13 protein-coding genes are annotated in these 13076 nt (G+C 67.0%); 4 read left to right on the forward strand and 9 right to left on the reverse strand.

The window, feature by feature from the left end; translation table 11 throughout:
* The first annotated feature begins 75 nt into the window (after positions 1-75).
* From MJ607_RS15770 to MJ607_RS15785, 4 genes are read left to right on the forward strand one after another with little or no spacing between them, the layout of a single operon-like run.
* Positions 76-1923, forward strand: a complete 1848-nt coding sequence (locus MJ607_RS15770; RefSeq protein WP_243076555.1) for a bifunctional sugar phosphate isomerase/epimerase/4-hydroxyphenylpyruvate dioxygenase family protein — start codon at positions 76-78, stop codon at positions 1921-1923.
* Positions 1920-2222 carry a Dabb family protein gene (locus MJ607_RS15775; RefSeq protein WP_243076556.1) on the forward strand — a complete coding sequence of 101 codons (303 nt, stop codon included), beginning with the start codon at positions 1920-1922 and terminating at the stop codon, positions 2220-2222. Before MJ607_RS15770 ends, MJ607_RS15775 begins: the two co-directional genes overlap by 4 nt.
* Positions 2219-3154 (forward strand): shikimate dehydrogenase, encoded by a 936-nt coding sequence (locus MJ607_RS15780; protein ID WP_243076557.1) that lies wholly within the window; start codon positions 2219-2221, stop codon positions 3152-3154. Before MJ607_RS15775 ends, MJ607_RS15780 begins: the two co-directional genes overlap by 4 nt.
* A complete protein-coding gene (locus MJ607_RS15785; RefSeq protein WP_243076558.1) occupies positions 3126-3794 on the forward strand; it encodes a TetR/AcrR family transcriptional regulator in 669 nt (222 codons plus the stop codon). Before MJ607_RS15780 ends, MJ607_RS15785 begins: the two co-directional genes overlap by 29 nt.
* A 25-nt stretch (positions 3795-3819) precedes the next feature.
* Here MJ607_RS15785 and MJ607_RS15790 read toward each other — a convergent pair whose 3' ends face one another.
* From MJ607_RS15790 to MJ607_RS15830, 9 genes are all read right to left on the reverse strand, one after another.
* The gene (locus MJ607_RS15790; protein ID WP_243076559.1) at positions 3820-4566 is read right to left on the reverse strand and encodes an IclR family transcriptional regulator; all 747 of its coding nucleotides are present in this window, start codon (positions 4564-4566) and stop codon (positions 3820-3822) included.
* A 3-nt stretch (positions 4567-4569) separates the two neighbouring features.
* The gene (locus MJ607_RS15795; RefSeq protein WP_243076560.1) at positions 4570-5310 is read right to left on the reverse strand and encodes an IclR family transcriptional regulator; all 741 of its coding nucleotides are present in this window, start codon (positions 5308-5310) and stop codon (positions 4570-4572) included.
* 176 nt (positions 5311-5486) lie between these two features.
* On the reverse strand, positions 5487-6461 hold the full coding sequence (locus tag MJ607_RS15800; RefSeq protein WP_243076561.1) for a ThuA domain-containing protein: 975 nt from the start codon (positions 6459-6461) through the stop codon (positions 5487-5489).
* 276 nt (positions 6462-6737) lie between these two features.
* Positions 6738-7628: an alpha/beta fold hydrolase gene (locus MJ607_RS15805; RefSeq protein WP_243076562.1), complete on the reverse strand. Its 891-nt coding sequence runs from the start codon at positions 7626-7628 to the stop codon at positions 6738-6740.
* Positions 7625-8671 carry an NADP-dependent oxidoreductase gene (locus tag MJ607_RS15810; protein WP_243076563.1) on the reverse strand — a complete coding sequence of 349 codons (1047 nt, stop codon included), beginning with the start codon at positions 8669-8671 and terminating at the stop codon, positions 7625-7627. The genes MJ607_RS15805 and MJ607_RS15810 overlap by 4 nt, the downstream gene beginning before the upstream one ends.
* A 95-nt stretch (positions 8672-8766) precedes the next feature.
* Positions 8767-9615 (reverse strand): carbohydrate ABC transporter permease, encoded by an 849-nt coding sequence (locus MJ607_RS15815; RefSeq protein ID WP_243076564.1) that lies wholly within the window; start codon positions 9613-9615, stop codon positions 8767-8769.
* Positions 9612-10583: a carbohydrate ABC transporter permease gene (locus MJ607_RS15820; protein ID WP_243076565.1), complete on the reverse strand. Its 972-nt coding sequence runs from the start codon at positions 10581-10583 to the stop codon at positions 9612-9614. Before MJ607_RS15820 ends, MJ607_RS15815 begins: the two co-directional genes overlap by 4 nt.
* A 67-nt stretch (positions 10584-10650) precedes the next feature.
* Positions 10651-11970 (reverse strand): extracellular solute-binding protein, encoded by a 1320-nt coding sequence (locus MJ607_RS15825; protein ID WP_243076566.1) that lies wholly within the window; start codon positions 11968-11970, stop codon positions 10651-10653.
* Positions 11971-12079: 109 nt separating this feature from the next.
* Positions 12080-13060 carry a glycosyl hydrolase family 32 gene (locus MJ607_RS15830; protein ID WP_243076567.1) on the reverse strand — a complete coding sequence of 327 codons (981 nt, stop codon included), beginning with the start codon at positions 13058-13060 and terminating at the stop codon, positions 12080-12082.
* Between the last annotated feature and the right edge of the window lie 16 nt (positions 13061-13076).

Consider the following 13076-nt stretch of genomic DNA (forward strand, 5'->3'; position numbering starts at 1 on the left):
AGTTAGTACATAGTTCTGCAATGCTGTCTCGAGAGCCAGGTGGGCACCAGTGTGGGTGACCCGGAGAAGGGCGCCATGCGCACATCGATCGCCACTGTCTGCCTGAGCGGCACGCTCGATCAGAAGCTCCTCGCCGCGCGCGCGGCGGGGTTCGACGGCGTGGAGATCTTCGAGCCGGACCTCGTCTCGTCGCCGCTCGCCCCCGAAGCGATCCGCGCGCGAGCGGACGAACTGGGACTGTCACTGGATCTCTATCAGCCGTTCCGGGACTTCGAAGGCGTCGGACCCGAGCTTCTCGAACTGAACCTCCGCCGGGCCGAGGCGAAATTCGCCCTCATGAATCGCCTGGGCATCGAGACGATGCTCCTGTGCAGCAATGTCGCGACAGCGCGGAGCGGCGACGAGCAGCTCGCCGCCTCGCAACTGCGTCTGCTCGGCGACGCCGCCGGACGCTTCGGTGTGCGAGTCGCTTACGAAGCGCTGGCATGGGGCCGCTTCGTCGACGGATACGAGACGGCGGCGCGGGTCGTCCGGCTCGCCGATCACGAGCGGATCGGGCTGTGTCTCGACAGCTTCCACATCCTCTCGAAGGGTCACAATCCAGAGGCGATCGAGACCATCCCCGCCGACGGGATCTTCTTCGTCCAGATGGCCGACGCTCCACTCCTGACCCTGGACGTGCTCTCCTGGAGCCGACACCACCGACTGTTCCCGGGCGAGGGCGGTTTCGACCTCGGAAGGTTCATGGCCCACCTCGTCCGCACGGGCTACGACGGCCCCGTCTCACTCGAGGTCTTCAATGACACCTTCCGCCAGACCGACCCGCGCGCAACCGCCGTCGATGCGCGACGGTCGCTGCGATGGCTCGAGCATGTGACCGCCGAGGCGCTCGGGGTCGGAGCGGGCGGGCGGGCCGCACGAATGTCGGCAACCGCATTGCCCTCGGCGGAGCCTGCCATCGACGTCAACTACGTCGAACTGCGAACCGCAGAGCCCGCCGAACTCCGCGTCCTGCTCCGCCAGCTGGGCTTCCGATCGCACGGGTCGCACCGCAGCAAAGCGGTCGAGCTGTGGTCGCACGGCGACGTCCGGATCGTCCTCGGCGCGCCGGACTCCGAGCTTCAGCCCACCGTCGCGGGAATCGGGCTCTCGGTGAACGATCCTTCGACAGCGGTGCAGCGCGCGACGGCGCTCTTCGCTCCCGAGGTTCCCCGACAGCAGGATGCCGCGGACGAGCCCCTCGTCGGCGTCCGCGCACCCGACGGGTCGGAGGTCTTCTTCGGCGCAGACGGCGAGGACGCTCCGGCGTGGGTGGACGAGTTCGGCATCCCCGACGGAGACGATCCGCGTCTGCTCGAACGCGTCGACCATATCAATCTCGCGCAGCCCTGGCAGCACTTCGATGCCGCCGTCCTCTTCTTCCGCTCCGTCCTCGACCTGCACCCGGAGCCGTCGATCGACGTCGCGGCACCTGTCGGACTCGTGCGCAGCCAGGTTCTCCGGAGCACTGACGGAATCGTGAGGGTCGCGCTCAACCTCGTGCCCTCCGGCTCAAGCGAGAAGGACGCGATCCTGCCGCAGCACATCGCATTCGCGACATCCGATGCGCTCGCCGTCGCTCGAACCGCGCGCGAACGCGGATTCGTGCCCCTCCAGATCCCCGAGAACTACTACGACGACCTTTCGGCCCGATACCAGCTCGACCCTCTGCTGCTCGGCGAACTCCGCGAGCTGAACGTCATGTTCGATCGGGACGAGTCCGGCGAGTTCCTGCACTTCTACACCCATCCCGTCGGGACGGTGTTCCTCGAGGTCGTCGAGCGACGCGACGGCTACACGGGCTACGGCGCTCTCAACGCCCCCGTGCGGCTCGCCGCTCAGTATCAGCGTCCCCGCACATCAGATCAGAGAGTCCCCGCGTGATCCGGCACGTCGCCGTCTTCCGATTCGTCCCCGAGTTCACGACCGAGCAGCGGGAGCACTGGATCTCGCTCCTTCGCGCGCTCCCGGAGCAGATCCCGGAGCTGCGCAGCATGAGCGCCGGGCGCGATGTCCTCGGGGGGCCGGCGTCGCACGAACTCGCGATCGTCGCCGACTTCGACGATCTCGAAGGGCTCGCCGCGTACACGCGGCATCCCGCGCACGATGAGGTCCTGCGGATCTCGGCATCAGTCAAGGCCTCGCTCGCGACGGTCGACTTCGAGATTCCGGATGCCTCATGACCGACGGTGCGACCGCCCCCGGAGCCGCCTTCCTCGTCGGACTCATCGGCGAAGGCATCGCGGCGTCGCTCACCCCTCCGATGCACGAGGCGGAGGCACGGGAGCTCGGCCTCGAATACGAGTACCGCATCCTCGATCTGATCGAACTCGGCAGGCCGGCGGCCGAGGTGGGCGGGATCCTCGCCGAGGCCCGATCGGCCGGGTTCTCCGCCCTGAACATCACCCACCCCTGCAAGCAGCTGGTCCTGGATGTCGTCGACGATCTCCACACGGACGCCGCACATCTCCGAGCCGTCAACCTCGTCGTGTTCGAAGGCGAGAGAATGGTGGGCTACAACACCGACTGGATGGGCTTCCGCGATGGTCTGATTGCGGGGCTGCCCGAGGCCTCGTTCAGACGCGTCGTCCAGATCGGCTGCGGAGGAGCCGGCGCCGCCACCGCGTACGCCCTGCTCACGCACGGGACAGAGCAGCTCGAGCTATCCGACTCCGATGAGACGCGCGCGGCGGACCTCGCCGCACGGATGCGCTCACTCTTCCCGAGTCGGCGCATCCACATACTCGAGCAGACGGACCTCGCAGGCGCGATCTCGCTGGCGAACGGCGTCGTCCATGCGACGCCGATGGGGATGCTCAACCATCCGGGCGTCGCGTTCGATCCGGCCCTGCTCGCCGAGGACGCGTGGGTATCCGACGTCGTCTACCGCCCGCTCGAGACCGAGCTCCTCCGCCGCGCAGCAGCGCTGGGCCACCCTGCTCTGGACGGAGGCCGCATGGCTGTCGGCCAGGCATGCGCTAGTCTCCGCATCATCACAGGCATCTCGCCCGATGGCGAGCGGATGCAGCGACACTTCCGCGCGCTCATCGCCGCCGAGGAGCGCGCGGAAGCGGAGGGAGCCAGCCGTGAGCGATCGCACGACCGAGGTGCATGACGGCCAGCTGACCGATCGCGCGGCACGCACGCGAGACGAGATCCTCGAAGTCGCCATCGAGGAGTTCGCGGCGAACGGCTACACCGGCGCCCGAGTCGACGAGATCGCCGCCCGCACGCGCACGACCAAGCGGATGATCTACTACTACTTCGGATCGAAGCAGGGCCTCTACCTCGCCGTGCTCGAGCTCGCCTACGCCCAGATCCGCCGCGTCGAACGCGGGGTCGACGTAGAGGAGCTCTCGCCCGATGAGGCCCTCCGCAAGATCGCCGAGGCGACCTACGACCACCACACGACGCACCAGGCCTTCATCCAGCTCGTCAGCATCGAGAACATCCACCGCGCCGAGCATCTGCGTCAGTCGAAGACGATCCTGAACGAGAACGTCACGGCGATCACGCTGCTCGAAGAGGTCATCGCCCGCGGTGTGCGCGAGAACATCTTCCGCGACGACGTCGACGCGATCGACGTCCACATGATGATCAGCGCCTACGCGTGCTTCCATGTCGCCAACCGGCACACCTTCGCGGCGATCTTCGACCGCGACATGCTCGATGCGGCGCTGCAGGAGCGGCATCGTCGGCTCATCGGAGACATGATCGTCGCGACGATGACCGACGGTCGCGGGGGCCCGACGTGACGATCACGGCCTGACGGTCCGCTCGTCAGAGCCGCCGGGTGACCGCGACGGCCGCCGCGCGCACCTCGGGTGCCACGGCATCGACGTCGAAGCCGTCCGCGCACCCGGATGCCGAGATCGCCCCCACGAGCCTGCCCGTGGTCGTCAGGATCGGGCTCGCCACGCAGGACACACCCGGGAGCAGCTCTCGCATCGCGACGGCGAGCAGGCCTCTGCGGATGCCCGCTAGCTGACCGGCCAGCAATTCCCGGTCGGTGATCGTCGAGGGGGTCCACGACCGGAGCCCGTCTGCCGCCAGCGCATCGAGGTCGGTGGCGGGCGCGTGCGCAAGAACGGCCTTGCCGAGGGCTGTGGCGTGCATGGGGAGACGCCCACCGGTGCGAGCGGCCAGGGGCGCCCCCGGGCGCCCCCGCATGGCTGCGATGCAGACCAGCTCCTGGCCATCACGGATGGCGAGGTGCACCGACTCGTGAGTCCGGCTTCGGAGATTCGTCAGCACGGGCAAAGCTGCGAGCCTCAGCTCGTGGGGCGCCCGCGCGAGCTGTCCCATCTCGAAGAGCCGTAGGCCGAGCTGCACCCGCCTGCCGTCGCGCTCGAGGTACCGCTGCCGCACGAGAGTCGAGACCAGGCGCGAGACCGTGGACTTGGGCAGTCCCGAGCGCGCCGCCAGCTCGGAGATACCGAGGCCCCGATCGTCCTCGTCGAACGCCTCGAGGATCAACGTCATCCGGTCGAGGACGCCGAGCGCGTCATCCGTTCGCGGATCCGTCATCGATCACGCAACCTGCAGAGCCAGCCGATTCGTGACGGCGAGCGCGGCATGGCGGACGAGCGGCGCGATTCGATCCGGGTCCATGTCCGAGACCGGACCCGCCACCGAGATTGCCGCGACCGGCAGCCGCTCGGCCGAGAGGATCGGGCTTGCGACACCCACCACGCCGGGAAACGTGACGCAGTGGTCGACCGCGATCGCGTCGTGCCGGACGCTCGCGAGCTCGCGCTCGAGCCGGTGACGGGCCGTGACGTCGAGCCGCATCAGGACGGGGTCGAGCACCGTCTCATCTCTCGTGAATGCCAGCACGGCCTTGCCAAGTGCAGTGGTCGCCGAAGGCACCCGCATCCCCGCGCGCGAGGGGACTGGCCGCAGGCGTCCGCGCACGGAGAGGACCGAGAGCATCTCACCACCCTCCTGGACCGCGAGGTTGAGATGCTCGCCCGTGGCATTGAACAGCTCGGCGAGGACAGGAAGCGCGGCAACGGTCAGACGCCGAGGAGTCGTCGCTCGCGCGCCGAGTTCGAACAGCCGCAGACCGATCGAGACGCCACCCTCCGCTCGCGTCAGGTAGCGCTGTCGGACCAGGCTGCCGACGAGCCGGGAGACGCTGGACTTCGGGATGCCGGTTGCCTGGCTGAGCTGAGTGATGGTGGCCGATCCGTGCGACTCGCGCACGGTCTCCAGGATGGCGAGGATCCTGTCGAGCACGGATACCGGCTCGTCTCTGAGAGCGGATCGCATAGTGGCAGTATCCGCGTGGGCTCACCCTGCGGCAAGCAAGTCCACCGCTGACGCGGCAAGGGTTCCGGTGAATGGGACGACGGACATTTCGCCGGATGCGTCGCGACGGGGAAGGGGCCCGAACCCGCCGACTCGGCGTGCTCGGGCCCCTTCGTTTCGGGTCGGCCTCTTGGTTCTCAGACCGTGCAGAAGGGCTTGATGCCCATCGCGCTCTCGATGCCCTCCATCACGTGCTGCTTGAAGAACGCGTCACCGTCGCCGGGAAGCGTGCCGAGCCAGGCAGCGTTGTCGTGACCGAGCGTCGTCAGGAAGGATCGTCCGCCGTCGTAGTACTGACACCAGCTCACCGGGTGTGATTCGCCGTGCCCGGCCGGGGTGGCCTCGCTCGTCGCCTTGTCGACCTCGAGCAGGACGTTGACGAAGCTCGGGTACGGGGTGAGGTTGTACCACTCGTCCTTGAAGGGCCACGTGGCCGGCATGCCGCTCGTCGACACGTCGCGGTTGTTGATCGTCTCGACGGTGCCATCCCGGTTCGGGCCGTGGTTGAAGAAGTTCGCACCGCCGAGAAGCCCCTCATAGTAGGGCCAGCTGTACTCGGCACCGAAGGCGTTGTGGATGCCGATGAAGCCGCCGCCGCCACGCATGTACTGCATGAGCGCCGTCTGCTCGGTGTCGCTCAGCGTGTCACGGTTGGAGCTCAGGAAGATGACCGCTTGGTAGTTGTTGAGCCGGAACTGGGAAGGGTCCTCGGTGTAGTCCGCCTGGATCCCGCGCTCGGCTGCCCACGCGACGAGGGTGGCCTGCGCGACGTTGTTGGCCGCGAGCGGCGGGTTGAGACCCAGCGGGAGCGGCGAGCCGAGGTGCGCGTGGCGCGGACCGGCTGTGCGGCTCCAGATGAGGATGCGTTTCGCCTCCCCCTCCTGCCAGCCGTTGCCCCACTCGTGGTAGCACGACGGGTCGGTGCCGCGGCATACGCCGTAGTCCTTGATCTCGTCCAGATAGATCTGGCTCGCCGTCGCCGGCTGACCGCCGAGGCCGTTGCCGTTCGGGTTCGCCTTGTCGTTGCCGAGTGCAGCCCCACCCACCACCATGCCGGCCCCCAGCGCCGCCGCGGCGACGAGGGCGAGTCCGGATTTTATGAGCGACTTCATGTGATCTCCTTTGATCGATCCTGCAGGTCCTTCAGATTCGCTAGCGAAGGGCCGGGGTTTCTGCGAATGTAGGCGTCCCCCGAACCGCCGGGCAAAGGCCGTTCCACCCAGTAAGCCGACCTGCGCTTCGGCCCAGGAGCTGGCCGGGGCTGGCGGTGATGATCGTGGAGTGGGGCCCTTCCACCGCTCCATGCTCTGCTGCCGGGGCACGCTGTCGAGGACCCACAGCAGGATCGTGCTGGCGAAGGGCTTCCCCTTTCTAGAACGGCGCCGCGCTCATGATCGGCCCCCGGGGCTGCTCGGTTCAGGGGCGAGGAAATCGACGGCGACGGGCACGAAAGCCTCCCAGTACTGGAAGATGCCGCCGTGCCCGGAGTCCGGGTAGATGATCAGCTTGCTGCCGACGATCCTTCGGTGGAGGTCGTGCGACAGGATCGATGGGACCATGCGGTCGTTGTCCCCGTTGGCGATCAGGGTCGGCTGGGTGATGACCGAGAGGTCCGAGGGCTTCGACCGGCCGTACTTCGCGATGGCGTTCAGCTGCGTCCGGAAGCCGGAGATCTTGATCGCCTCGTCGCGGTCGGTGGCGCGTTCCTTCAGGCGGCCCACGAAGGCCTTGCCCGCTTGCTTGCCGGCTGGGTCCCGATTGAAGAAGAGGAACTCCTTCGGGTCCGAGCGCGTCACGAGTGCGCGCAGCATGTCGCGGTACGTGGTGCCGACCACCTTGTCCATGTCCTTGCCCCCACGCGGGCCGGTTCCGGTGAGCACAAGTCTGCGGACGAGTTCGGGATGCTTCACCACGAGGTCCTGCGCGATCATGCCGCCCATCGAGAACGAGAACACGTCGATCTGGTCGTAGCCGAGGGCGGTGATGAATGCGTAGGCGTCGTCCGCGGCCTGCTCGATCGTGTCGGGGACCTTTCCGGAGGATCCGCCCACGCCTTGCTGGTCGAAGGTGATGACGTGGCGATGCTGCGCGATCGCGTCGATGATCCGAGGGTCCCAGTTGTCCAGGGTCCCTGCGAGGTGCACGAAGAAGACGACGGGGACTTCTTCCTGTCGACCGAGCTCCCGGTATGCGAATGTGATCCCATCCGCGGTGATCCTCTTGTTGGGCGCTTTCGCGTACGACGTGATCACGGGCCGGGAGTTCTCCGTGCCGCTCACGATGAGCTCTTCTCGGATGCTGCCTGCCGGATGGGCGCGTCATCCTGCGCCCCGATGCGCGCGACGATCTTGCCGCGCCCGCTCTTCGCGACCAACTCCGACAGGGCGGCCGGGACGTCGTCGAAGTCGATGGTCGCGCTCACGATCGGGCGGATGACGCCGGCGTCGACGAGTGCGGCTATCGACTGGAGCTGATCTCCGTCCGCGTGCATGAAGAGGAACTCGTACCTGACGCCCAGCTTGCTCGCCCGCCCGCGCACCCCCCGGCTGAGCGCACCGACCGCCAGCTGCACGGGTTTGCTCAGACCGGCGGCCTTCGCGAACTGCGGGGTCGGTGGGCCGGCGATCCCGATGACGATCCCGCCGCGACGCACGACACGCAGCGACTTCGCGACGCTTTCGGCACCCACGGAGTCGAGGACGAGGTCGTAACCCGAGACGACGTCTTCGAAGTCCTGTGACCGGTAGTCGATCACGACGTCCGCGCCGAGACCGCGCACGAAGTCGACGTTGGCCGCGCTCACTGTGGTCGCGACCGTCGCGCCCAGATGCTTCGCGAGCTGGATCGCGATCGACCCCACGCCACCCGCGCCGGCGTGGACCAGGACGCGCTGACCCGGCCGCACATTGCCGATCTCCACCAGGGCCTGCCAGGCGGTCAGCGCCACGAGCGGGAGCCCCGCGGCCTCCTCGAGGGAGACGGACTGTGGCGCGAAGGCGAGGTCCGAGGCATCCACCACCACGTGCTCCGCGAAGGTTCCGATCCTGCCGTCCCGAGGACGGGCATAGACCTCATCGCCGACGGCGAACGTGCTGACCCCTGCACCGACTTCCGCCACCGTGCCGGCGAGATCATGACCCAGCACGAACGGCGCACGGTAGGGCAGGATCTGCCGGAACTCCCCGAGCCGCACCTTCTCATCGAGCTGGTTCAGCCCGGCAGCTGCGACCCGGACGAGAACCTCGCCCGCGCCGGGGCGCGGGGTGGGAACCTCGATCACGGCGAGCGGCTTCTTGTACTGCGTGACGGCGATGGCTTTCATGGCGGCTGGCAACTTTCTCGAGCGACGATCATGTTCGACTATGCTCTATTATGAGTACACTCAGTTTAGTTGTCAATGTGCGCCGTCGGGCTGCGTCAGCCCTTCACCGCGGAGCCCGCCACGGACTGGACGAAGTAGCGCTGGAAGACCAGGAACACGATGAGCACCGGCAGCACGAGCAGGGTGCCGAATGCGAACACCTGGCCCCAGTCGGGTGGGGTCTGGGCCGAGAACACTCCCATCTCCAGCGGCAGGGGCCGTGCTGCCGGGTCGGAGGTGACCAGCGATGGCCAGAGGAACTGTCCCCAGGAGCTCAGGAACGTGAGGATCGCGACCGTCGCGAAAACGGGCTTCGCGTTCGGCACGACGATCCGGATGTAGGTCCCCCACGATCCCAGCCCGTCAAGGCGTGCCGCTTCTTCGATGCTCTTGGGCAGGTTGAGGAAGAACGTGTAGAAGAGGAACACGGAGAACGCGTTGGCGATGAAAGGGACCATCTGCACGAACAGCGTGTCGCGCTGCGACTGCATGAGCGCCATCAGCGGGATCGCGACGGATTCGAACGGAACGATCACCAGCAGCACGATGGGGATGAACACCTTGTCGCGGCCGACCCACTCGAGCCGCGCGAACGCGTACCCCGCCATCGAGTTCACGACCAGACCCGCCAAGACGATCACCGCCGAGATCGCGAACGAGTTGAACATGAACTGCCAGAAGTATCCGGTTGCGTCCGAACTGAGGGCGGCGAACACTCCCGCGTAGTTGTCGAAGGACAGGTCGGTGGGCAGGAAACCCGCGAACCCGTCCAGCACCTTCGCCGACGGCTTCAGACTGCCGATCAGCAAGTAGTAGATCGGCGCGAACATGATCACGGCGGCGATCGCCATGATGGTGTAGTCGCGGATGGTGGCGCCGGTGCGGCGCGATCTTGCGGTGCTCATCCTTCACTCCTCTGACGCAGCACGGCACGCTGGATGAGCGTGATGATGACGATGATCGCGAACAGCACGACCGAGATGGCGGATGCTCGTCCCAGGTTGTTCTCGCTGTAGATCGACTGTGTTGCGTCGTACAGGAGTGTCTGGGTGGCTTCCTCATTCGCCCCGGCGGTGCGGATCAGGATGAAGACCTGGTCGTACACGCGGAACGCGAGGATCGTGGTCAGCAGGACGACGAAGATCAGTGTGTTCCGGATGCCGGGAACGGTGACGTGGATGAACTGCTGCCACGCATTCGCCCTGTCCAGGTTGGCCGCTTCGTAGCGCTCTTCGGGGATCTCCTGCAGCGCGGCCAGGATGATGATCATCTGGAATCCGACGCCTTGCCAGATCGACAGCAGGATCACTGCTCCGAGAGCCGTGGCGGACGAGCCGAGCCAGTCCTGCGGCGGAACGAGTCCCCCGGTGACGAAGCTCACCGACGCATTGAGCAGTCCGTTGGAGCTCCGATCCAGGATGAGCCGCCAGATCACCGCGACGAGCGCCATCGGGAACACGACGGGCATGAAGAAGAACGTCCGGAAGAACTTCACCCCGCGCAACTTGCGGTTCAGCAGCACGGCCAGAAGCAGCGCGAGCCCGGTCTGTACCGGGATGACCACGAGCGCGAAAACGAAGTTGTTCACCAGTGAGCGCAGGAACGATGCGGAGATGACCGGGTCGGTGAACAGGCGGATGTAGTTGGTGAGTCCCCAGAACTTCGGGGGGCGGGGCTGATCGACCTGCACGTTGTAGAGCGAGAGCACGATGGCCGCGACGAACGGGGCGGCGACGAACAGGATCAGTCCGAGCAAAGCCGGCAGGGACATGAGCACTCCGTCGCGAGTGTCCTTCCAGCGGCGACGAGGCTTGCGGGCGACGACGGCTTCGACGTCGAGCGGGCGCATCGGCGTTGATACGGGAGATGCCACGGTGGTTTCCTTTCAGGATGCGTGGGGTGATGCGTGGGCGCCGACGGGTCGGCGCCCACGCGGCCGATCACTTGTAGCCGTCGTTGTCCGCGAAGTTCTGGTCGATCGCGGCTGCCGCGTCCGTCAGCGAGGACTTCGGGTCGGCTCCGCCCCAGATCGCGGCAAGGGCGCTGGAGAACTTCGAGGTGATCGTCGGGTAGCCGGCGGTGACCGGTCGATAGACGGCGATGCAATCAGCGGTGATCGCGTCAGCTGCGCAGGCGTGCGCGAGCTGCTCGCCCCAGAGCGCCAGACCGCCACCGGACTGATAGAGAGCGTCCGCGTCGAATGCCGTCTTGGTCGCCGGCGGAGCGCCGTTGGCCTGGGTCATCGCGCTGACGTTCTCGTCGTTCAGCAGAAAGTCGAGGAAGGACCCGGCCGCCGCACCGTTGTCGGTGCCGGAGCCAATCCCCCACGTCCACGATCCTGCCCCCGACTTCGCGCCCTCACCCATGTCCGGCAGCGGCATGACGACCAGGTCGTCACCGAGTGCCTCCGAGAACACCGGGAAGTTCCAGTGGCCTCCCCAGGCGACCGCGACGCGACCCTCGGTGAAGGCGTTGCCGTCCGCGTTCGGGTCGGTGTACTCCTTCCACGAGGCGAACGAGGTGAGTGCGTCCACGCTCTCGGCCGAGTCCAGCACGCCGGCGGCCTTTCCGTCCTCGATGAGGTTGCCGCCGGCGGACTGGATCAGGGGCGCGAACCCGTAGGTGCCCCATTCGCCCGAAAGCCCCGACTCGTTGAGGTCGAGCGCCTTGCCGGACGGGTTTGCGGCGGACAGCGTCGCGAGCGCCGCGTCGAACTGATCGGGAGTCCACGCGGTGTCGAACGAGGTCGGATAGGTCACTCCCGCGGCATCGAGCAGCGCCTTGTTGCCGTAGAGACCCATCGCGGAGTCGAACATGGCCAGCGCATAGAGGTCCCCGTCGGAGGTGCCCTCCGCGACGGACCCCGCAGTGGCGTTGTCGATCGTGGCAGCGTCGACGTAGTCGCTGATCGGGGTGATCTTGTCGTTGTAGACGAAGCTGGCCAGGGTGGGGCCGTCGATCTCCAGGACGTCGGGCAGCTGGTCCTTCGGGGTGCTGCTGATCGTCGTCGTGTAGGTGTCTCCTGAGATGAGGCGAAGCTTGGCCTTCACCTTGTCCTGCGACGCGTTGAACCCGTCGACGGCGGCTTGCAGGGCGGCGTTCTCGCTGTCCTGTCCCTGGTGCGCCCAGATCTCGATGTCTCCGGTCCCGTCGCCGGCGCTGGAACCGCCGCCGCCTGCGGAACAGCCCGCGACCGAGACGAGCGTGACGGCGGCGGCCAGAGCGAGCGCGCCGCGCCGCATGTTGCGTGGGATTTTCATGACTTTCCTCCTGTGATGCATCCGGCGTTGGATACCTGGTGCAGGTCTTGTGCTGGTGGGCAGCTCGTCCGCGCACACCTGCGTAGCGCGGCGATGTCGGTGGTCGCGCTCATCGCTGAATCCCCGGGATGGCGTCCACGATCAAGGGCTGGTCGGATTCGTCGAGGCGGAAGGAGATCGGATCCGAGATACCTCCGGTGAAGCGTCCGTGGGGCCGGTGATTCTCGAATGCCAGGAACACCCATTGCCCATCGCGACCTCGCGTCAGGCGTCCGGAGTAGAGGTCCTCGGTGGTGAGGGGCCGCGCGCGGGAGAGGTCGAACTGCTTCGTGGGGTCGTCGATGACGACCGCCCAGGTGCCCGCATCGGGGAACCGCTGGGCGAACTCGGCGGACAGTGCTGAGCGGGTGCAGGAGAACAGCAGCACCCATATCCCATCGACCTGCTCCACCTGGGGAACCTCAAGGTGCGCGAACCCCGACCCCGGCTTTGTGAGCGGGGGACGCACCTCCCAGGTGACGAGATCTGTCGAGAACGCGTGGCCGATGACGCCGCGGTCGTCGAGCGGTCCCCTGTTGGCTCGCGCCGTGACGAGCATGTGCCAGCCCTTGCCCGCGGGATCACGGAACACCCAGGGGTCGCGCCAGGCTTCTTCCTTCCAGTCCGAACTCCCCCAGGTCTCGTACCAGCGGGAACCGGCGGCGACGACCGGACCGGGCTGCTTCGTCCACGTCTCGAGGTCGTCGGAGACTGCCACTCCCACCGTCTCGATGTTCGCGACCGACGGCTCATCGCCCAGGAATTGCGAACCGGTGTAGAACATGCGCCACAGGCCGTCATCCCCGCGCACGACGCTCCCCGTCCACGTGGCCGTCTCGTCGAACGAACCCGGAAGCCCCACTTCAAAGGGCGAGGACCGCAGCTGCCAGCTCTGAAGGTCAGAGGAGACGGCGTGACCGATCCTCGCCGCGCGGTGCCGACGCTCTTCATCACCCAGCGACGTCGGGGCGTTCAGGAAGAAGGCGTGGAACTGCTCGCCGTCATCGGCGAGCCAGAAGTCCCACACCCACCCACCGGCGATGGTCAACATGCCTGGTCCCCGTTCT

The sequence above is a fragment of the Microbacterium sp. SS28 genome, from assembly GCF_022761035.1.
In the GTDB taxonomy this organism is placed as follows: domain Bacteria; phylum Actinomycetota; class Actinomycetes; order Actinomycetales; family Microbacteriaceae; genus Microbacterium.

Coding starts and splice junctions, on each gene's coding strand:
- MJ607_RS15770 (WP_243076555.1), top strand. CDS start 76: ATGCGCACATCGATCGCCACTGTCTGCCTGAGCGGCACGCTCGATCAG.
- MJ607_RS15780 (WP_243076557.1), top strand. CDS start 2,219: ATGACCGACGGTGCGACCGCCCCCGGAGCCGCCTTCCTCGTCGGACTC.
- MJ607_RS15790 (WP_243076559.1), bottom strand. CDS start 4,566: ATGACGGATCCGCGAACGGATGACGCGCTCGGCGTCCTCGACCGGATG.
- MJ607_RS15795 (WP_243076560.1), bottom strand. CDS start 5,310: ATGCGATCCGCTCTCAGAGACGAGCCGGTATCCGTGCTCGACAGGATC.
- MJ607_RS15800 (WP_243076561.1), bottom strand. CDS start 6,461: ATGAAGTCGCTCATAAAATCCGGACTCGCCCTCGTCGCCGCGGCGGCG.
- MJ607_RS15810 (WP_243076563.1), bottom strand. CDS start 8,671: ATGAAAGCCATCGCCGTCACGCAGTACAAGAAGCCGCTCGCCGTGATC.
- MJ607_RS15815 (WP_243076564.1), bottom strand. CDS start 9,615: ATGAGCACCGCAAGATCGCGCCGCACCGGCGCCACCATCCGCGACTAC.
- MJ607_RS15825 (WP_243076566.1), bottom strand. CDS start 11,970: ATGAAAATCCCACGCAACATGCGGCGCGGCGCGCTCGCTCTGGCCGCC.
- MJ607_RS15830 (WP_243076567.1), bottom strand. CDS start 13,060: ATGTTGACCATCGCCGGTGGGTGGGTGTGGGACTTCTGGCTCGCCGAT.